This is a genomic window from Streptomyces sp. NBC_01275, assembly GCF_026340655.1.
Taxonomy (GTDB): domain Bacteria; phylum Actinomycetota; class Actinomycetes; order Streptomycetales; family Streptomycetaceae; genus Streptomyces.
This window is the reverse complement of record NZ_JAPEOZ010000001.1, coordinates 7561097-7580042: the sequence shown is the minus strand read 5'-3', so window position 1 is coordinate 7580042 and position 18946 is coordinate 7561097. Positions and strand designations below refer to the sequence as shown.

Here is an 18946-nt window from a genome sequence, read left to right as displayed (position 1 = left end):
CCGCCCGCCCGGGGACTGGGCAGGGACGGGTCGGGGCGGGGCCGGGGCGGGGCGCGGGTCGGGGCCGGGTCAGGCCGCCTGTTCGCCCGCCTGCAGGCGCCACAGGGTGGCGTAGAGGCCGTCGCGGGCCAGGAGTTCGGTGTGGGTGCCCTGTTCGGCGACGAGGCCGCCCTTGTCGAGGACGTGGATCCAGTCGACGTTGCGGATCGTCGACAGCCGGTGGGCGATGATGATCAGGGTGCGGTTCTCGGCGAAGGTGCGCAGGGTGCGCTGGATGGCCGCCTCGGTCTCGTTGTCCACGGCGGAGGTGGCCTCGTCGAGGACGACGACGGGCGGGTCCTTGAGAATGGCCCGGGCGAGTGCGAGGCGCTGTTTCTGGCCGCCCGACAGGGCCGCGCCGCGTTCCCCGATCATCGTGTCGTAGCCGTCGGGCAGGGCCTCGATGAAGGGGTGGGCCTCGGCCATGCGGGCGGCGCGCACCAGGTGGGCGTCGGTGGCGTCGAAACTGCCGTAGCGGATGTTGTCGGCGATGGTGCCGTCGAAGAGGAAGGGATCCTGGGCGACGAATCCGACGGCGCGGCGCAGGCCCTGGCGGGAGAGGTCGCGGACGTCCCGGCCGTCGAGCAGGACGCGGCCGGAGTCGGTGTCCTGGAAGCGCATGAGGAGTTTGGCGATGGTGGTCTTGCCGGAGCCGGTGGGGCCGACGATGCCGGTGACGCGGCCCGGTGCGATGGACAGCGAGAGGTCCTCGAGGACGGGCGGGCGGCCGGGGTAGGCGAAGGTGACCCGGTCCAGGGTGACCGCGCCCTTGACGTCCTCGGCGTCCACCGGGTGGTCGGGGCCCACGGGTTCGGTGGGCAGGGCGTGCAGGTGCTGGACGCGGTCGTAGGCGGCGAGGGTGCGCTGGTACTGGTCGACGATGGAGCCGAGCCGGGTGAGGCGCAGCAGGACCTGTTGGGGCAGGCCGATGAGCGGGCTGAACACCTCGAAGGGGAGCGTGCCGTTGAGGACGGAGCGGCCGCCGAGGAGGAGCGTGCCGGTCATGGAGGCGGTGGTGCAGGCGCGGATGGTCTCGGCGTGGCGGACGGTGGAGCGGTCGGTACGGTGGTCGCTCTCGCGGCACACCTCGCTGAGCCGCTCGACGCGCTGAGCCTCGTACTCCTCGGTGCAGAAGCTCTTGACGGTGGCGCCGGCCTCCAGGCTGTTGACCAACTGGCTGTGCAGGGTGGCCTTGTGCTCGCTGGACACGGCGTAGTCGGCGGCGACGCGGTCGTGGTAGTGGAAGGACAGCCAGGCGACGATCGGCATCGGAAGGAAGGCGATCCAGGCGATCTGGGGCGCGAGGAGGAGGAAGGCGGGCACCAACACCAGGAAGCTGGAGGCGAGTTGGACCACGTCACCGGCTGAGTGGGCGAAGAAGGCGCCGAGTTGGGCGACCTCATCGGTGAGGGCGCCGGCGACCCGGGTGGTGCGTTCGCCTTCCAGGTGGCGGAGTTCGAGTCTCTGCACCTGCACGTAGGTGGCGTTGCGCCAGTCGTGCTGAACGGCCTGGCCGAGCTTGCGCCACTCCACGCCCGCCGCGTAGGAGAGGCCGGCGACGGCGGCGCAGGCCACGGCGGCGGCGCCCGCGAGGAACCACAACTGGGCGGAGGCGCTGGTCAGTCCGAGCGCGAGGAGCGGCGCGGCCTGGCCCTTGATGAGGACGAGGGCGATCCAGCCCAGGAAGAGTCCCAGCGCCACCTCGGTCAGCTGGCACAGGGCGGAGAGCCCGGAGGCGAGGCCGAGCCGGGGGGTGTGCGGGCCGACGATGTCGAGCAGGGACCGCAGGGAGGACGTAGGCCGACGCCGTGCCGTCTCACCGGAGGCGAAGACGGACCCGGAGGCCGAGTCGGCGTCGGAGGGGGAAGCGGTTGCGCCGGTGGCCGCGGCGCGCACGGCACGGCGTACGACGACGACCGTGGCGGTGACGACGGCGCCGAGGACGGCGAGCGGTCGGCGCAGGAGCTTCCCGGGCCCGAGGGCGAGGGCGGCCACCGCGGCGCCGCCGGCCAGGGTGAGGGCGGGGCCCGGGGCGCCTGTGCCGCGGGGCGGGGCGGGCGGCCGCCCCGCGGTCGCCGCTGCGGGCTCGGGATTCACCGCGGAGCGCGGTCGCGGGCAGTGGAATACGGCCGAGAGGGATTTCCGGATGGCGCCGCCGATCTCGACGGTTCCCAGGCCGGGGTCGTGGAGGACGAGAACACCTCCGGTGACCTCACTGACCCTGACCGCCCTAATTCCCGGAGTTTTCCCGAGTACCGTATCGAATACGGCCGCAAGATGCTTCTTTCCCGCCATCTCGGGAATCTTCCAGCGTTGCCGTCCGGGAATGGCGGAGCACATTCTCAGCGAATACGTGCGCACGTCGTCCCGAGCGGTCCCCGTTGCGGCCGCGGCCCCCACCAGCAATGTCATGTTCAGTAGATCCCGAGCTGTTTCTCTGAGGAGCGTGGGTGTTCAGTGCGCCTTGGCGGTGGCCACGGCGGGCGGACGTCCCTTGCTGGACGGCTTCGGGTGGGCGTCGGTCACCGGGGACTTCTCCGGGGCGGCGGCGGGCTCGGGCTCGGCGCCCGCGCCGGACATCTGCGCGGCCACGACCTCTGCGGTGACCTCGGCGGCGAGATCCTGCAGGCCCTCACTGGCCTCGTGCGCGGCGCGCCTCACTTCCAGCACCAGCCCCACCGAGGTCTTCACCAGTCCGCGCATCAGCGGCTTGACGACCCGCTTGGCCAGGGGTGCGGCGATGAGGCCGATCAGGAACGGAGGAACTACGGGCGGCATGAATCGACCCCTTCATTCTTTGACATTCTCAGCAGGAGTGGCAGGAGTGGTCTTCGAGAGTGGTCTTCGAGAGTGCTCTTCAAGCATTCTTCATTGCTCACGAACCCGACTCAGCGTATCCGAGGCGCGCGGGCGGAAACCAAGCCGATTCCGGCACCGTCACCCGGAAGAGTAATACGACGTCTGCGAGCGGGGCGGATTCAGGCCACGGGCCCGATGTGCCCGGGCGGGACCGGACGCCGCAGGGTCTGTGCAATCAGGCGTCCGAGGCCGACCTGAAGGCGCATCTTTACCCAGGCATTTCACAGAGCGTGCATCATACAAGTGGCCAGTAAATGCGGTGCGAACCACCGATGGATAATCGTTCTTATGAACGCCGGAGCCCCACGACCCCGGCCGCCCGGCCGCGATCGGGGCCGCCCAGCGGGCGAGGCCGCCGCCGCCAGGGTCGCCATGGGGGCGAAGTCGGCCGCACGCAAGGAGAGCGCGTCCGTCCGTGACGCCGACGATGTCGGCGAGGCTGTCGAAACCATTGACGGGGACATGCAGGCCGCTTATCTTCTGGCCGAAGTTACGAACTACGTTCGAAATTACGGACAAGGGACGGTCCTGTATGCCTCGGATGTACCGTCGGCGCCCCGCTGCGCCCGCGACGCACCGCAGCCCCCTGCTCGTCTGCATCCTGGCGCTCCTTCTCGCCCTGGTCGCGGCGACCCAGCCGGTGTCCGCGGCCGACGGCCGCCCGTACACCAACCCGGTGAAGTCGGCCAAGGGCGCCGACCCCTGGCTGGAGTACTACGACGGGAACTACTACCTGATCACCACGACGTTCACGGGCGTCCTCGGCATGCGCAAGTCGCCGACCCTGGCGGGTCTCGCCACCGCGCCCACCGTGCAGGTGTGGTCGGACACCACCTCGACCCGCAACACCAACATCTGGGCGCCGGAGATCCACCAGTTCAACGGCCACTGGTACCTGTACTACTCGGCCGGACAGGGCGGGGTCGCCTGCTGCGACTCCCAGCGCACCCATGTCCTGGAGAGCGCCGGCACGGATCCGCTGGGCCCCTACACCTACAAGGGCTCTCTCACCGGCTCCAACCTGACACCGGGCGGCTGGCTGATCGACGCGAGCGTGCTGCAGAACAACGGCAAGCTGTATCTCGTCGGAAGCGGTTTCGTGAACGGCAGCGCGCAGAGCCTGGTCATCGCGCCGATGAGCAACCCGTACACCCTTTCCAGCAGCGCCTTCACGGTGATCTCCAGCCCCACGCTGAGCTGGGAGACGTCGGGCGCGCCCGTCAACGAGGGGCCCGAGCCGCTCTACCACGACGGCCGTACGTTCCTCACCTTCTCCGCGAGTTACTGCCAGACCGCCGACTACAAACTCGGCCTCCTCGAACTGACCGGATCCGACCCGCTCAGCCCGGCGTCGTGGACGAAGACCCAGACGCCCGTCTTCCAGCGCAGTGACGCGAACGGCGTCTACGGCCCCGGCCACAACGGTTTCTTCACCTCGCCGGACGGCACCGAGAACTGGATCGTCTACCACGCCAACTCCTCCGCGAGCGGCGGCTGCGGCAACGGCCGGACGACCCGGGCGCAGAAGTTCACCTGGAACGCCGACGGCACCCCGAACTTCGGCGCCCCGGTCGCACTCGGCACGACGCTGCCGGGCCCCTCCGGGGAGACGGCGGCCACCCCGACCTCGTACACCCTGGTCAACCGCAACAGCGGCAAGTGCCTGGACGTCGAGGGCGGTTCCACGGCCAACGGCACGAACGTCTTCCAGTGGACCTGCAACGGCGGGACCAACCAGAAGTGGCGGATCGAGGACCAGGCCGACGACACGAGCCGGCTGGTGAACGTGGCCACCGGCGGGGTGCTGGACACCGCCGACTGCTCCACCGCCGACGGCGCGGATCTGCGCCAGTGGTCGTGGCTGAACAACAAGTGCCAGCGGTTCCGGCCGGTGTTCACCGCGAGCGGCGACTACGTCCGGCTCGTCGGCGAGAACAGCGGCAAGGTCGCCGACGTCGCGAACTGCGGAACCGCCGACGGCACGGACGTACGGCAGTGGACCTGGCTGAACAACACCTGCCAGCAGTGGCGTCTCGTGCCCGCCGCCTGACCGCCCACCGCTCGACCGACCCCCACCGGATCTGGAGAACTCCCTTGAGACGCAACGCCGTACGGCTGCTCCTGGCCGTCCTCGTCTCCCTCGCGGCCGTCCTCACCGGCCTGGGCGCCCCCGCCCAGGCCGCGGTGCCCGACTCCCCCGCGGTGACGTACACGAACCCGATCGCCGAGCAGCGCGCCGACCCGCACATCTTCAAACACACCGACGGCTACTACTACTTCACCGCCACGGTCCCCGAGTACGACCGCATCGTGCTGCGCCGGGCGACGACCATCCAGGGCCTGTCGACCGCCCAGGAGGTCACCATCTGGACCAAGCACACGAGCGGGATCATGGGCGCGCACATCTGGGCCCCGGAGATCCACTTCATCGACGGCAAGTGGTACGTGTACTTCGCGGCCGGGTCCACGAGTGACGTGTGGGCGATCCGGATGTACGTCCTGGAGGGCGCCGGCGCCAACCCGCTCACCGCGACCTGGACCGAGAAGGGCCAGATCAAGACCACGTGGGAGAGCTTCTCCCTCGACGCGACGACGTTCGTCGTCAACGGGGTCCGCTACCTCGCCTGGGCGCAGCGCAACCCGGCCGAGGACAACAACACCAGCCTGTTCATCGCGAAGCTCGCCAACCCCTGGACGATCCAGGGGACTCCGGCGGAGATCTCGCAGCCGACGCTGTCCTGGGAGACCATCGGCTACAAGGTCAACGAGGGGCCGGCGCTGATCCAGCACGGCGGCAAGGTCTTCCTGACGTACTCGGCCAGCGCCACCGACGCCAACTACTGCCTGGGCATGCTGACCGCCTCCGCGACGGCCGACCTGACCGACCCGGCGTCCTGGACCAAGGGGACGCAGCCCGTCTTCACGTCGAACGCCTCGACCTCGCAGTACGGGCCGGGCCACAACTCGTTCACGGTCTCCGAGGACGGCAAGTCCGACATCCTCGTCTACCACGACCGCAGCTACAAGGACATCACCGGCGACCCGCTGAACGACCCCAACCGCCGCACCCGCGTGCAGAAGCTGTACTGGAAGGCCGACGGCACGCCCGACTTCGGCATCCCGGTGGCCGACGGGGTCACCCCGCAGCGCTTCTCCTCGTACAACTACGCGGACCGGTTCATCCGGCACTGGGAGTACCGCGCCCGCATCGAGGCGGGCGTCAGCCCGCTGGCGGACTCGCAGTTCCGCGTGGTGACCGGTCTGGCCGGCAGCGGCACGGTCTCCCTGGAGTCGGCGAACTTCCCCGGCTACTACCTGCGGCACAAGAACTTCGAGGTGTGGCTGGAGAAGAGCGACGGCACCTCGGCGTTCGCCTCCGACGCGAGTTTCTACCAGCGGGCCGGGCTCGCCGACTCGGCGGGGGTCTCGTACGAGTCGTACAACTACGCGGGCCGCTACATCCGGCACTACAACTACCTGCTGTACGTGCAGACTCCGAGCACGGCGACGGACAAGGGGGACGCGACGTTCTACGCCCAGTGAGGGCGTGAGGGGGCGCGACGCCGAGACTATACATAAGGTGTATACAGCCTATGTATAGTCTCGGCATGCCTTCTCTGACCCAGAAGATGAAGAACACGGGGGCCAGGTTGCGTGCCGTCGCCGTCCCGGCGGCGGCCGTCTGCCTGGCGGTCGCACTCACCGGCTGCGGCCGGGCCGACATCACCGCTCCGAGCTCCGCCCGCGCGCACCCCGCGACCACGTCCACCGCCCAGGCCGCCCGCTTCGGCTCCGTCGACTGCCGTGAGGTGAAGTGCATCGCGCTCACCTTCGACGCGGGCCCGAGCGAGAACTCCGCACGGCTGCTGGACATCCTGAAGGAGAAACAGGTTCCGGCGACTTTCTTCCTGCTCGGCAAGCGGCACATCGAGAAGTACCCGGAGCTCGTCAGACGCATGGCCGACGAGGGCCACGAGGTGGCCAGCCACACCTGGGACCACAAGATACTGACGCGGATCGAGCCGGACGAGATACGCGAGGAACTCCAGCGCCCCAACGACGAGATAGAGCGCCTCACCGGCCGCCGGCCCACCCTGATGCGCCCGCCGCAGGGCCGCACCAACGACACCGTGCACGAGATCTCCCGTGAGCTGGGCCTCGCCGAGGTGCTGTGGACGGTGACCGCCAAGGACTACACGACGACCGACTCCGCGCTGATCCGCAAACGCGTCCTCGCCCAGGCGGACCGGGACGGGATCATCCTGCTGCACGACATCTACGACGGGACCGTGCCCGCCGTGCCCGGGATCATCGACGCGCTGAAGGAGCGGGGGTTCGTGTTCGTGACGGTGCCGCAGCTGCTGGCGCCGGGCACGGCGGAGCCGGGGAAGGTCTACCGCTGACCCACCCCGTCAGGTACGGCGGGCTCACCCTGTCAGGTGCGGCGGGCTCACCCTGTCAGGTGCGGCGGGCTCACCACGTCAGGTCCAGCCGGTGCGGGGAGCGGTGGATCATCGTGGGCCGCATGACGACCGGCCGATCCTCGGCGAGCCGCAGCCCCGGCAGCCGACGCGTCAACTCCGCCAGCGTCAGCCGGAGTTGTTCGCGCGCCAGCTGGGCTCCCGGGCAGGCGTGCGGGCCGTGGCCGAAGGCGAGATGGCGGCCGGGCGGGCGGGTGATGTCGAAGACGTCCGCGCGCGGATGCTGCTCCGCGTCCCGCCCGGCCGCGCCGAACGCGACGAACAGCGGGGAGCCGGCGGGGAGTTCGGTGCCGGCGAGGGTGAGCGGCCGGGTGGTGACCCGGCGGAAGCCCTGTAACACGCCGTCGTAGCGGGCGGCTTCCTCGACGGCCGCCGGGATCCGGTCCGGCTCCGCGCACAGCAGCTGCCACTGGCGGGGGTGCCGCAGCAGATGCAGCACGGTCGTGGCGATCAGCGCGGTGGTGGTGAGATGGCCGGCGATCAACAGGTTCTGGAGATGGGAGACGGTCTCGTGCCGTTGCTCCAGGGTGAGTTCGCCGGGTCCCGCGGCCACCGACGCGACGATCTCGGAGCACAGGTCCTCGCGCGGCCGTGCATGGCGTTCACGCGCGTACCGGTCGAGGACGCGCTGCATCGCCACCACGTCCTCGGCGGCGGCGATCTGCTCGTCCTGCGCCAGCGGCCGGAACAGCAGTTCCTCGGCGCGGCGCCCGCCGTGCACGACGGTCGGCAGGTCCTCGGGGTCGAGCCCGACGATCCGGCCGACGACCTCGCCGGGCAGCCGCTCCGCATAGGCGGCCCTCAACTCCACCCGCCCGTCCCCGGCGAACTCCTCGACGAGGGCGACGACGCGCTCGGCGGCGTACGGCAGGACGGCGGTCACGCGGGCCGGGGACAGGCCGCGCACGATCGGCGCGCGCAGTCGCCGGTGCCGCTCGCCGTCGACGCCGACGACCACCGGCCGACCGCCGAAGCCCCCGCCGAGCACGGCGAACGCGGCGGGGGCCGGCTGTACGTCGGGCCGCAGCGACCCTTCCGACGAGAAGTCCTCCGGCCTGCGCAGCACTTCGCGTACGTCGGCGTCGCGGGCGACCAGCCAGGCGTCCAGCTCGGGCACGTGCAGCAGCCCGTCCGCGCGATGGGCCCGGCCGTAGAGCGGGTACGGGTCGCGCTGCACGTCGTCCAGTCTGCCCAGCCCTGTGCGGTCCACGGGAGCCTCCCGGCCGGTGGTGGTACGGGGTCGCGCCCATGGTGCCGTACGGACGGGCGAGCCGGTAGGTGACCTACGGACGTCGTGCACACGGGAGGGAAGTCGACTGCGCCAACGGTGTGAGCCGCCGGGGAACGTATCGCCGGACGGCGTGGACTCCCTACGATCACTACGTGGTCACCTTCCAGCTCGAACGCACGCCTCCGCTCTCCCTCGACGAGGCGTGGCGTCGGCTCACTCACTGGCGTCGGCACGGCGACGTGGTCCCGCTGACCCGGGTCCGCGTGCTCACTCCCCCGCCGACCGGTGAGGGCACGGTGTTCGTGGCGCGTTCGGGGCTCGGCCCGCTCGCCTTCGACGACCGGATGGAGGTCACCGTGTGGCGACCGCCGGCCGACGACGAGCCGGGCCTGTGCCGGCTGGAGAAACGCGGCCGGGTCGTCCTCGGCTGGGCCGAGATCGAGGTGTGGCCGGGCCCCGGCGGGCGGGCCCACGTCATCTGGCGCGAGGAGCTGAGGGTGCGCTTCCTGCCGTCCTTCGTCGACCCGCTCCTTGCCGCCTCGGCCCGTACGGTGTTCGGCCGGGCGATGAACCGTCTGCTGCGCCGCCCATGACCGCCTGAGACCGCCCGTGACCGCTTGCGACTGTTCCCGGGTCCAGATCGTGGCTCAGGACGCCGAGGTGCGTCGTACGACCTTCCCCTCGCCGTCCGCGTCGAGCGAGGCCGCTCCGCCCGGGCCGGTCACGGTGATGCGCAGGGCCAGGGAGCCGGTGAGGTGGTCCGCGGTGAGCTGCCAGGTCTGCGGGGAGCTCACGCCGAGGGTGGTCCTGGCCTCCCGGACCAGGGCGGGGATGCGGTCGTAGGGCAGGGAGTCCAGGTCGAAGCGGGGGGCGGCGGAGCCGTCGGGGGCGAACACCACGGACAGGAGCCGGTCCTGGACGACGAGGGTGATCGCCTGAGGCTCGGCCTCGCCCTTCTCGCCCTTCTCGCCCTTCTCGCCCTTGGTCAACGAGTCGACGGCGCGGCGCAGTTCGCCCTTGTCGAGCAGGGACCGGCCCGGGCCGAGGGCGACCGTGCCGGACATCGACGACGTGGTGACCGTGGTGGACGACGAGGAGGTGGAGGAGGACGTGGAGGAGGAGACCGACGGCTTGTCGGAGGCGTCCGTCCCCGAGCGGTCCTGGTCGAACAGCTCCGCGCGCAGCGGCAGGACGACCGCGGCCGCGCCGAGCAGCAGGCCGACCAGGACCATGAGGCCGAACCCGTCGGGCTCGGGCGGCCGTCGCACCAGGGCGGACTCGGGCGCGGAGTCGAGCTGTGCGTCGGCCGCCCGGCGCTTCCACTCCGGCGTAGGCCGCTTGACGATCCGGGCCCGCCACGGCCGGTCCGGCGGGTACTCGACGACCAGGACGTCGCGCCGCCGGTAGTCGGGGAGGTCGACCAGGTTGACGTCCTGGGTGAGCTCGACGCGGTGGGCGGGCGCGTCGTCCGGCGCGACCGTGAGGACGAACGTGATCGGTATGTCCCCGGTCTCGCTGGAGCCCGCGCGCAGTTCCTCGATCATCGCGAGCGCCGTGCGCGGCACGACGGCCGACTCGCGAACGCGTCTGGGCATGCCGATCACCAGGCGGAGCAGGAGATAGGCCGACGGCAGTGCCACACCGGTGATCAGCAGGGGGACGTTCTCGATGACGCCGCCGACGACCAGAGCGGCCGGCGTCCCCCCGATGACACCGCCGTTCAGGAACCCGCGCGCGAGGGCGGCCGGACGGGCGGGGGCCGGCGCCGCACCGCTGGTGATCGTCATGCGGGCGATTGTGCCGCGCCCGGGTGACCGCGGGAAGGCCTTCCGGTGACCACCGGTGATCCAGTCGGCCCCACCGGCCCGAAACCCTCTGGGCGGACGCCGTATCCGCATGTCAGGGTGGGTCCATGACGGTGGCGGAGACGACGACGGACGAGGTCGAGGCGCTCGCGGTGGACGCCCTGCGCTGGGTTCGGGGCGTCGCCCGGGACACCGGGGGCGGTGAGCTCGGCTGGCCTGTCAGGCCCTCGGACGACGACGTGGAGCCGATGCTCTACAACGGCACGGCCGGGGTGATCCCCGTACTCCTGGAGGCCTGGCGACACTTCGGCGACGACGCCTACGGCGACAGCGCCCTGCGGGCGGCGCGGTCGCTCGCGGCCGTCGTCGACGACCATCCGGACGACTCGCTCTACTTCGGCCTCACCGGCATCGCTCTCGTGCTGCGCGCCGTCCATCGTGAACTGGGCGACTCCGCAGCCGACTTGGCGGCCGACCGGGCGTTGGCGCGGGTGCGGTCGCGCTTCGACGGAACGCGCTGGGGCGAGTTGTTCGAGCTGATGGGCGGCAACGCGGGCATCGGTCTGGGTGCGCTCCAGGCCGGCGACCCGGACCTGGCCATGCTCGCGCTGGAGCCGTACGCGCGCACCGCCGACGTGACGGAGGCGGGCGTCAACTGGGAGTTCCGGCTCGGCAAGGAGTCGCGGCTGCACCATGTCTCGCACGGCACGCTCGGGATGGTGTACGCCCTGGCCGCCGTCGGGGCCGCCGTGGGGCGTACGGATCTCGTCGACCTCGCGCGGGCCGGGGCCGCGGACGTCGTGGCCCGCGACGAGGCCGGGCCGGAGGGCTTCCTGGTCCCCCACTCCGACCCCCAGTACCTTCCCGACCGGATCGACCGCCACAGCTACGGCTGGTGTCACGGCCCGGCCGGAGACGCACAGGCCTTCCGGCTGCTGCGGGACGTCCTCGCCGAGCCCGCCGACTGGTCCGCCCTCGCCGACCGCTGCTGGCACACCGTGACCCGCTCCGGCCTGCCGCGCCGGCTGCGGCCCGGCTTCTGGGACAACAACGGCCGCTGCTGCGGCACTTCGGGAGTACTGGCGCTGGCCTGCGACCGGATGGCCGAACAGACCGACTCCGCCCACTCGTATGACTCCTCCAGTTCCTCCAGTTCCTCCAGTTCCTCCGGCTCCTCCGGCTCCTCCGGCTCCTCCGGGCCAGCCGACTTCGCCGGGGTCCTGGTCGCCGACATCGCCGCGCACGCGACCCGGGACGCCGACGGCGCCCGCTGGTCCAACGTCGAGCACCGCAACACCCCGAGCGACCTCGAACCGGAGACCGGGTGGGCGATGGGCAACGCGGGCATCGCCCGAGAACTGCTGCGCTACGTCCGGCTGGACCGGGGCGGCGACCCGCGCTACGCGTTCACCTGGCCGGACCAGCCTCCGGTGCGCAGAACGAAGGACCGGGCAACCCCCTTGCAGGAGAGCACAGTTCGGGCAACCACCGCTCAGGCCACGGAACCGATACGGCCGGCCGGCGTCGACGTCACGTCGTGATGGATCGGCGTGTGCGCGCCGGTCAGCGGGACCCCGCTGCCGCCCCGCCGGTTCGCCACGATCTCCGCGGCGATCGACAGCGCGGTCTCCTCGGGCGTACGAGCGCCCAGGTCGAGGCCGATGGGTGAGCGCAGCCGCGCCAACTCCAGCTCGGTGACGCCGACTTCGCGCAGGCGGTCGTTGCGGTCGAGGTGGGTGCGGCGGGAGCCCATCGCGCCGACGTAGGCGACCGGCAGGCGCAACGCCAGCCGGAGCAGGGGTACGTCGAACTTGGCGTCGTGGGTCAGCACGCACAGGACGGTTCTCGCGTCCACCTCCGTGCGCTCCAGATACCGGTGCGGCCAGTCGACGACGATCTCGTCGGCCTCCGGGAAGCGGGCCCTCGTCGCGAAGACGGGACGCGCGTCGCACACCGTCACGTGGTAGCCGAGGAACCTGCCGACCTTCACCAGCGCCGACGCGAAGTCGATCGCGCCGAAGACGATCATCCGGGGCGGAGGCACGGAGGACTCGACGAGGACGGTGAGCGGGGCCCCGCAGCGGGAGCCCTGCTCGCCGATCTCCAGGGTGCCGGTGCGGCCCGCGTCGAGGAAGGCGCCGGCCTCTGCGGCGACCGTGCGGTCCAGTTCGGGATGGGCGCCGAAACCGCCGTCGTAAGCGTTGCCGTCGTAAGCGTTGCCGTCGTAGGACCCGTTGCCGTACCCCCCGTCGGAGCGGACGAGCAGGGCGCGGCCCACGAGGTCGGTCGGGCCGGTCACGATCCGGGCCAGTGCGGCCGCCTCGCCGCGTGCGGCGGCCCGCAGGCCCGTGGCGATCACCGGGCGGACCGGGTCCCCGACCCGCACCGGGGTGACGAGGATGTCGATGATCCCGCCGCAGGTGAGGCCGACGGCGAAGGCGTCGTCGTCGCTGTAGCCGAAGCGTTCGAGGACCGACTCCCCGTCGTCCAGGGCCTGTTGGCACAGTGCGTAGACCGCGCCCTCCACACAGCCGCCGGAGACCGAGCCGATCGCCGTGCCGTCGGCGTCCACCGCGAGGGCGGCGCCCGGCTGGCGGGGCGCGCTGCCGCCGACGGCCACTACGGTGGCGACGGCGAAGTCACGGCCCTGCTCGACCCACCGGTTCAACTCCTCGGCGATGTCCAGCATGTCTCGGTCTCCTTAACGGCGGTGGTGTGGTGGGGCTTTCACGGGGTCTTCCGCGGAGTCTTCCGCGAGGTCTTCCGTGGAGCGGCTAGTGCACGCCCAGCCAGCTCTCAAGAGGATGGAGGGCGAAATAGACCAGGAAGATGCCTGTCAGGCCCCACATGAACCCGCCGATCTCGCGGGCCCTGCCCTGAGCTGCCTTGATGGCCACGTAGGAGATGACGCCCGCGGCGACGCCGGCGGTGATGCTGTAGGTGAACGGCATCAGGACGACGGTCAGGAACACCGGGACAGCGGTTGCGCGGTCGGACCAGTCGACGTGCCGGGCGTTCATCAGCATCATCGCGCCGATGACGACCAGGGCGGCGGACGCGACCTCCTGCGGGACGATCGCGGTCAGCGGGGTGAAGAACAGACAGGCCGCGAAGAACAGGCCGGTGACGACCGAGGCGAGACCCGTGCGGGCTCCCTCGCCCACGCCCGTCGCCGACTCGATGAAGACCGTCTGCCCGGAGCCGCCCGCCACCCCGCCGATCGCGCCGCCCGCGCCGTCGATGAACAGCGCCTTGGAGAGGCCCGGCATCCGGCCCTTGTCGTCGGCGAGCTTCGCCTCGGTGCCGACGCCGATGATGGTGGCCATGGCGTCGAAGAACCCGGCGAGGACGAGGGTGAAGACGATCAGCCCGACCGTCATCGCGCCGACCTCGCCCCAGCCGCCGAACTCGACGTGCCCGAAGAGCGAGAAGTCGGGCATCGAGACGGCGCTGCCGTGCAGTTCGGGGGCGCCGGCCGCCCACTGCCTCGGGTCGACGGCCCCGGTGGCGTTCAGGACGGCGGCGACGACCGTGCCGGCGACGATGCCGACGAGGATGGCGCCGGGGGTGTTGCGGGCCTGGAGCATGAAGATGAGAAGCAGGGTGGCGGCGAACAACAGGACGGGCCAGCCCGCGAGTTCGCCCGCCGGGCCGAGGGTGAGCGGGGTCGCCTCGCCCTGGTGCACGAAGCCGGACTTGTAGAAGCCGATGAGGGCGATGAACAGGCCGATGCCCATCGTGATGCCGTGCTTGAGCGCGAGCGGGATCGCGTTCATGATCATCTCGCGTAGGCCGGTGACGACCAGCAGCATGATGACCACGCCGTACAGCACGCACATGCCCATCGCCTGCGGCCAGGTCATCTGCGGGGCGACCTGGGAGGACAGGACGCCGGAGACGGACAGGCCGGCGGCGAGCGCGAGCGGCGCCTTGCCGACGAAGCCCATCAGCAGGGTGGTGAACGCGGCGGCGAACGCCGTCGCGGTGATCAGGGCCTTCTGGCCGAGCGTGTCGCCGGCCGCGTCCTTGCCGGACAGGATCAGGGGGTTGAGCAGCAGGATGTACGCCATCGCCATGAAGGTGGTGACGCCGCCGCGCACTTCGCGCGCGAGGGTGGATCCCCGCAGGGAGATGTGGAAGTACCGGTCGAGCCAGGCCCGTCCGGCCGGGACGCGGGCGCCTGCGCCCGCGTCCTCGGCCGTGGTCCTGGGCTGCACTGACTGCTGGGTCATGGTGCCGTCTCCCAAGGTTCAAAGGGGTTTGGGAAGGTGCACGACCCGGGGGACGGCCCGAGACGAACTTGCCGTACTGCGCCGGGAGTTACGCGGTTCCCGTCAGGTGCTCGGGGCGTACCGGCGTCCGGTTGAGCTCCAGCCCGGTCGCGTTCCGGATCGCCGCGAGGACGGCGGGAGTCGACGACAGGGTCGGCGCCTCGCCGACGCCGCGCAGCCCGTACGGCGCGTGGTCGTCGGCGAGTTCGAGCACGTCGACCGGGATGGTCGGCGTGTCGAGGATGGTGGGGATCAGATAGTCCGTGAAGGAGGGGTTCCTGACCTTCGCCGTCTTGGGGTCGACGATGATCTCCTCCATGACCGCCACGCCCAGCCCCTGGGTCGTGCCGCCCTGGATCTGACCGATCACGGACAGCGGGTTCAGCGCCTTTCCGACGTCCTGCGCGCAGGCCAGCTCGACGACCTTCACCAGGCCGAGCTCGGTGTCGACCTCGACGACGGCGCGGTGCGCGGCGAAGGAGTACTGGACGTGTCCGAAGCCCTGCCCGGTGCGCAGGTCGAAGGGCTCGGTCGGCCGGTGCCGCCACTCGGCCTCGACCTCGACGGCCTCGTCCTCGAGCACGTCGACCAGGTCGGCGAGGACCTCGCCGGCGTCGGTGACGACCTTTCCGCCCTCCAGCAGCAGCTCGGCGGTGGCCCAGGCCGGGTGGTAGGAGCCGAACTTGCGGCGGCCGATCTCCAGGACCTTCTCCCGGACCAGCTCGCAGGAGTTCTTGACCGCGCCGCCGGTGACGTACGTCTGCCGGGAGGCCGAGGTCGAGCCCGCCGAGCCCACCTGGGTGTCCGCCGGGTGGATGGTCACCTGGGCGACGCCGAGCTCGGTGCGGGCGATCTGCGCGTGGACGGTGACGCCGCCCTGGCCGACCTCCGCCATCGCCGTGTGCACGGTGGCGACGGGCTCGTCCGCGATGACCTCCATACGGACCTTCGCCGTGGAGTAGTCGTCGAAGCCCTCGGAGAAGCCGACGTTCTTGATGCCGACCGCGTAACCGATTCCGCGGACGACGCCCTCGCCGTGCGTGGTGTTGGACAGACCGCCGGGCAGCTGCCGTACGTCGGCGCCCTCGCTGCTCTCCCACTGGCGCTCCGGGGGCAGGGGCATCGCCTTGACGCGGCGCAGGAGTTCGGCGACCGGCGCCGGGGAGTCGACCGCCTGTCCGGTCGGCAGGAGGGTGCCCTGCTCCATCGCGTTGCGCTGCCGGAACTCCACCGGGTCCAGGCCCAGTTCCTTCGCCACCTTGTCCATCTGCGCCTCGTAGGCGAAGCACGCCTGGACCGCGCCGAAGCCGCGCATCGCGCCGCAGGGCGGGTTGTTGGTGTAGAGGGCGACGGCCTCGATCTCGACGTCGTCGACGACGTACGGGCCGATGCCGAGCGAGGCGGCGTTTCCGACGACGGCCGGGCTGGCGGAGGCGTACGCGCCGCCGTCGAGCACGATGCGGCACTTGACGTGGGTGAGCTTGCCGTCGCGGGTGGCCCCGTGCTCGTAGGACAGCTTGGCCGGGTGGCGGTGGACGTGCCCGAAGAAGGACTCGAAGCGGTTGTAAACGATTTTGACGGGTTTTCCGGTGCGCAGCGCCAGCAGACAGGCGTGGATCTGCATCGACAGGTCCTCGCGGCCGCCGAACGCGCCGCCGACGCCGGCCAGCGTCATCCGCACCTTGTCCTCGGGCAGGCCGAGCACGGGCGCGATCTGGCGCAGGTCGGAGTGGAGCCACTGGGTGGCGATGTAGAGGTGGACGCCGCCGTCCTCCTCGGGCACGGCGAGGCCGGACTCGGGGCCGAGGAAGGCCTGGTCCTGCATGCCGAAGGTGTATTCGCCCCGGACGACGACGTCGGCCCGCTCGGCGGCCGCGGTCGCGTCGCCGCGGACGATCGGCTGGCGGTGGAGGATGTTTGGGTGCGGGACATGCCCGCTGTGGTGGTCGGCGCGGCCCTCGTGGACGAGGATCGCGTCGGGCGCGGTCGCGGACGCCTCGTCGGTGATGACCGGCAGTTCCCGGTACTCCACCTTGATCTTGGCGGCGGCGCGGCGGGCGGTCTCCGGATGGTCGGCGGCGACGATCGCGACCGGCTCGCCGTGGTGGCGGACCTTGCCGTGGGCCAGGACGGGGGTGTCCTGGATCTCCAGGCCGTAGTTCCTCACGTCGGTCGGCAGGTCGTCGTACGTCATGACGGCGTAGACGCCCGGCGTGGCGAGGGCCTCGGACGTGTCGAGGGAGACGATCTCCGCGTGGGCGACCGGGGAGCGCAGGATCTGGCCCCAGAGCATGTCCTCGTGCCACAGGTCGGAGGAGTAGGCGAACTCGCCGGTGACCTTGAGGGTGCCGTCCGGGCGGAGCGTCGACTCGCCGATGCCGCCCTTGGTCCGGGTGCCTTGTGTGATCTTGGTGGGAGTGCCGAGGGGAGCGCTCTTGACGAGCACGTCGGCAGGCACGGCGGCAGGCATGGCGGTAGGCACGTCGGCAGGCATGGCGGCAGGCATGTCGATGGGCATGTCGGTAGGCATGGTCAGACCGCCTCTCCCTGCCGGGCGGCCGCGAGGCGGACCGCGTCCATGATCTTCTCGTAGCCGGTGCAGCGACACAGGTTGCCCGAGAGCGCCTCGCGGATGTCCGCGTCGCTCGGGTTGGGGTTGCGCTCCAGCATCTCGTCGGCGGCGACCAGCAGACCCGGCGTGCAGAAGCCGCACTGGACGGCGCCGGCGTCGATGAACGCCTGCTGGACGGGCGAGAGTTCGCCGCCCTCGCCGGTCTGGGAGTCGGCGCCCTTGGCCTGCCACCCCTTGGCCTCGTCGAGGGACGTGCCGCAGGCGCCGGCGGCGCAACCGGCGTGCTCCGTGCGCTGCTTGGCGAACTCCGCGAGCCCTTCGACCGTGACGACGTCCCGGCCCTCGACCTGCCCGGCGGCGACCAGGCACGAGCACACCGGCACCCCGTCCAGACGGACCGTGCACGATCCGCACTCGCCCTGTTCGCAGGCGTTCTTCGAGCCGGGCAGTCCGAGCCGCTCCCGCAGCACGTACAGCAGGGACTCGCCCTCCCAGACGTCGTCGGCTTCCTGCGGACGTCCGTTGACAGTGAAGTTGACGCGCATTACGCGGCGCCTCCCTTCCGGTACGAGGCGCGGCCGGCGCCGCGGTAGGACTCCCAGGTCCAGGTCAGCGTGCGGCGGGCCATGACGCCGACGGCGTGGCGGCGGTAGCTCGCGGTGCCCCGGACGTCGTCGATCGGGTTGCAGGCGGCGGCGCACAGGTCGGCGAACTGCTTGGCGACGGACGGGGCGATGATCTTTCCGTTGTCCCAGAACCCGCCTTCTTCGAGTGCCGCGTTCAGAAAGTCCTCGGCGGTCCTCGCCCGGACGGGGGTCGGCGCGGCCGAGCCGATGCCGGTGCGGACGGTCCGGGTCTCGGGGTGCAGGGCGAGACCGAAGGCGCACACGGCGATGACCATGGCGTTGCGGGTGCCGACCTTGGAGTACTGCTGCGGGCCGTCGGCCTTCTTGACGTGGACGGCGCGGATCAGCTCGTCGGGGGCGAGCGCGTTGCGCTTCACGCCGGTGTAGAAGTCGTCGATCGGGATCCGCCGCGTCCCGCGCACCGACTCGGCCTCGACCTCGGCGCCGGCCGCCAGCAGGGCGGGGTGGGCGTCGCCGGCCGGGGAGGCGGTGCCGAGGTTGCCGCCGACTCCGCCGCGGTTGCGGATCTGCGGGGAGGCCACGGTGTGCGAGGCCAGGGCCAGCCCCGGAAGTTCGCCGCGCAGCGCCTCCATGATCCTGGTGTACGGCACGGAGGCGCCGAGCCGTACGCTCTCCTCGCCGACCTCCCACTCGTAGAGGTCGCCGACGCGGTTGAGGTCGAGCAGGTACTCGGGCCGACGGTGGTCGAAGTTGATCTCGACCATCACATCGGTGCCGCCCGCGATCGGCACAGCGGTGGGGTGCTCGGCCTTCGCGGCGAGCGCCTCCTCCCAGCTGGCGGGGCGAAGGAAGTCCATGACCGGCTCTCTTCTTCGTCTCGTGAGTCTAGTGAGTCACGTGTGCGTCGTTCGGATCGAGCCAGAATCGGGTGCGGCGGGCCCGGCTCGTTCATGTCCTGTTCACGCTCAGTGGGGCCAGTACACAGGGCTGTACTCCAACGGGGTCAGTCACCGAAACCATGAAGGAGTTGGCTGGTCGACCCAGGCATCTTGTAGATTCGTATGAACAGAGGCCTTCGGCAACCTCCTCGTTTTCCTGTGG

The 18946-nt window shown here is 71.1% G+C and carries 14 protein-coding genes; 5 read left to right on the top strand and 9 right to left on the bottom strand.

The window, feature by feature from the left end:
- Nucleotides 1-69: 69 nt before the first annotated feature.
- Both OG562_RS33565 and OG562_RS33560 read right to left on the bottom strand, forming a co-directional pair.
- Nucleotides 70-2136, bottom strand: a complete 2067-nt coding sequence (locus OG562_RS33565) for an ABC transporter ATP-binding protein (protein WP_266404693.1) — start codon at nt 2134-2136, stop codon at nt 70-72.
- Nucleotides 2137-2493: 357 nt separating this feature from the next.
- Nucleotides 2494-2817: a DUF5132 domain-containing protein gene (locus OG562_RS33560; protein WP_266404692.1), complete on the bottom strand. Its 324-nt coding sequence runs from the start codon at nt 2815-2817 to the stop codon at nt 2494-2496.
- A 622-nt stretch (nt 2818-3439) separates the two neighbouring features.
- On the opposite strand from OG562_RS33560, the gene OG562_RS33555 reads away from it, so the two are divergent.
- The 3 genes from OG562_RS33555 to OG562_RS33545 all read left to right on the top strand — a co-directional run bounded on the left by OG562_RS33555 (nt 3440) and on the right by OG562_RS33545 (nt 7301).
- Nucleotides 3440-4948 carry a family 43 glycosylhydrolase gene (locus OG562_RS33555; protein ID WP_266409653.1) on the top strand — a complete coding sequence of 503 codons (1509 nt, stop codon included), beginning with the start codon at nt 3440-3442 and terminating at the stop codon, nt 4946-4948.
- 44 nt (nt 4949-4992) lie between these two features.
- A complete protein-coding gene (locus OG562_RS33550; RefSeq protein ID WP_266404690.1) occupies nt 4993-6441 on the top strand; it encodes a family 43 glycosylhydrolase in 1449 nt (482 codons plus the stop codon).
- A 65-nt stretch (nt 6442-6506) separates the two neighbouring features.
- Nucleotides 6507-7301 carry a polysaccharide deacetylase family protein gene (locus tag OG562_RS33545; RefSeq protein WP_266404687.1) on the top strand — a complete coding sequence of 265 codons (795 nt, stop codon included), beginning with the start codon at nt 6507-6509 and terminating at the stop codon, nt 7299-7301.
- Between the two features lie 70 nt (nt 7302-7371).
- Here OG562_RS33545 and OG562_RS33540 read toward each other — a convergent pair whose 3' ends face one another.
- A complete protein-coding gene (locus tag OG562_RS33540; protein WP_266404684.1) occupies nt 7372-8589 on the bottom strand; it encodes a cytochrome P450 in 1218 nt (405 codons plus the stop codon).
- 173 nt (nt 8590-8762) lie between these two features.
- Here OG562_RS33540 and OG562_RS33535 point away from each other — a divergent pair, with 173 nt between their 5' ends.
- Nucleotides 8763-9203 (top strand): SRPBCC family protein, encoded by a 441-nt coding sequence (locus tag OG562_RS33535; protein ID WP_266404681.1) that lies wholly within the window; start codon nt 8763-8765, stop codon nt 9201-9203.
- A gap of 54 nt (nt 9204-9257) precedes the next feature.
- Here the strand turns inward: OG562_RS33535 and OG562_RS33530 are convergent, their stop codons facing one another.
- Nucleotides 9258-10397: a hypothetical protein gene (locus OG562_RS33530; protein WP_266404679.1), complete on the bottom strand. Its 1140-nt coding sequence runs from the start codon at nt 10395-10397 to the stop codon at nt 9258-9260.
- A gap of 125 nt (nt 10398-10522) precedes the next feature.
- Between OG562_RS33530 and OG562_RS33525 the strand changes: the two genes are divergently transcribed.
- On the top strand, nt 10523-11956 hold the full coding sequence (locus tag OG562_RS33525; RefSeq protein WP_266404676.1) for a lanthionine synthetase LanC family protein: 1434 nt from the start codon (nt 10523-10525) through the stop codon (nt 11954-11956).
- Here OG562_RS33525 and OG562_RS33520 read toward each other — a convergent pair.
- The 5 genes from OG562_RS33520 to OG562_RS33500 all read right to left on the bottom strand — a co-directional run bounded on the left by OG562_RS33520 (nt 11908) and on the right by OG562_RS33500 (nt 18702).
- Nucleotides 11908-13104 carry an XdhC family protein gene (locus OG562_RS33520; RefSeq protein ID WP_266404674.1) on the bottom strand — a complete coding sequence of 399 codons (1197 nt, stop codon included), beginning with the start codon at nt 13102-13104 and terminating at the stop codon, nt 11908-11910. The genes OG562_RS33525 and OG562_RS33520 overlap by 49 nt on opposite strands.
- Before the next feature lie 85 nt (nt 13105-13189).
- Nucleotides 13190-14647 carry an NCS2 family permease gene (locus OG562_RS33515; protein ID WP_266404671.1) on the bottom strand — a complete coding sequence of 486 codons (1458 nt, stop codon included), beginning with the start codon at nt 14645-14647 and terminating at the stop codon, nt 13190-13192.
- Between the two features lie 88 nt (nt 14648-14735).
- Nucleotides 14736-17156, bottom strand: a complete 2421-nt coding sequence (locus OG562_RS33510) for a xanthine dehydrogenase family protein molybdopterin-binding subunit (RefSeq protein ID WP_266409651.1) — start codon at nt 17154-17156, stop codon at nt 14736-14738.
- 62 nt (nt 17157-17218) lie between these two features.
- Nucleotides 17219-17803: a (2Fe-2S)-binding protein gene (locus OG562_RS33505; RefSeq protein ID WP_266404669.1), complete on the bottom strand. Its 585-nt coding sequence runs from the start codon at nt 17801-17803 to the stop codon at nt 17219-17221.
- Nucleotides 17803-18702 (bottom strand): xanthine dehydrogenase family protein subunit M, encoded by a 900-nt coding sequence (locus OG562_RS33500; RefSeq protein ID WP_266404666.1) that lies wholly within the window; start codon nt 18700-18702, stop codon nt 17803-17805. The genes OG562_RS33505 and OG562_RS33500 overlap by 1 nt, the downstream gene beginning before the upstream one ends.
- Nucleotides 18703-18946: the final 244 nt, after the last annotated feature.

What these genes read in the sequence shown, in the direction of transcription:
- OG562_RS33560 (WP_266404692.1), bottom strand. Translation starts at nt 2,817, where the DNA reads ATGCCGCCCGTAGTTCCTCCGTTCCTGATCGGCCTCATCGCCGCACCC.
- OG562_RS33555 (WP_266409653.1), top strand. Translation starts at nt 3,440, where the DNA reads ATGTACCGTCGGCGCCCCGCTGCGCCCGCGACGCACCGCAGCCCCCTG.
- OG562_RS33545 (WP_266404687.1), top strand. Translation starts at nt 6,507, where the DNA reads ATGCCTTCTCTGACCCAGAAGATGAAGAACACGGGGGCCAGGTTGCGT.
- OG562_RS33530 (WP_266404679.1), bottom strand. Translation starts at nt 10,397, where the DNA reads ATGACGATCACCAGCGGTGCGGCGCCGGCCCCCGCCCGTCCGGCCGCC.
- OG562_RS33525 (WP_266404676.1), top strand. Translation starts at nt 10,523, where the DNA reads ATGACGGTGGCGGAGACGACGACGGACGAGGTCGAGGCGCTCGCGGTG.
- OG562_RS33520 (WP_266404674.1), bottom strand. Translation starts at nt 13,104, where the DNA reads ATGCTGGACATCGCCGAGGAGTTGAACCGGTGGGTCGAGCAGGGCCGT.
- OG562_RS33515 (WP_266404671.1), bottom strand. Translation starts at nt 14,647, where the DNA reads ATGACCCAGCAGTCAGTGCAGCCCAGGACCACGGCCGAGGACGCGGGC.
- OG562_RS33510 (WP_266409651.1), bottom strand. Translation starts at nt 17,156, where the DNA reads ATGCCTGCCGCCGTGCCTGCCGACGTGCTCGTCAAGAGCGCTCCCCTC.
- OG562_RS33505 (WP_266404669.1), bottom strand. Translation starts at nt 17,803, where the DNA reads ATGCGCGTCAACTTCACTGTCAACGGACGTCCGCAGGAAGCCGACGAC.
- OG562_RS33500 (WP_266404666.1), bottom strand. Translation starts at nt 18,702, where the DNA reads ATGGACTTCCTTCGCCCCGCCAGCTGGGAGGAGGCGCTCGCCGCGAAG.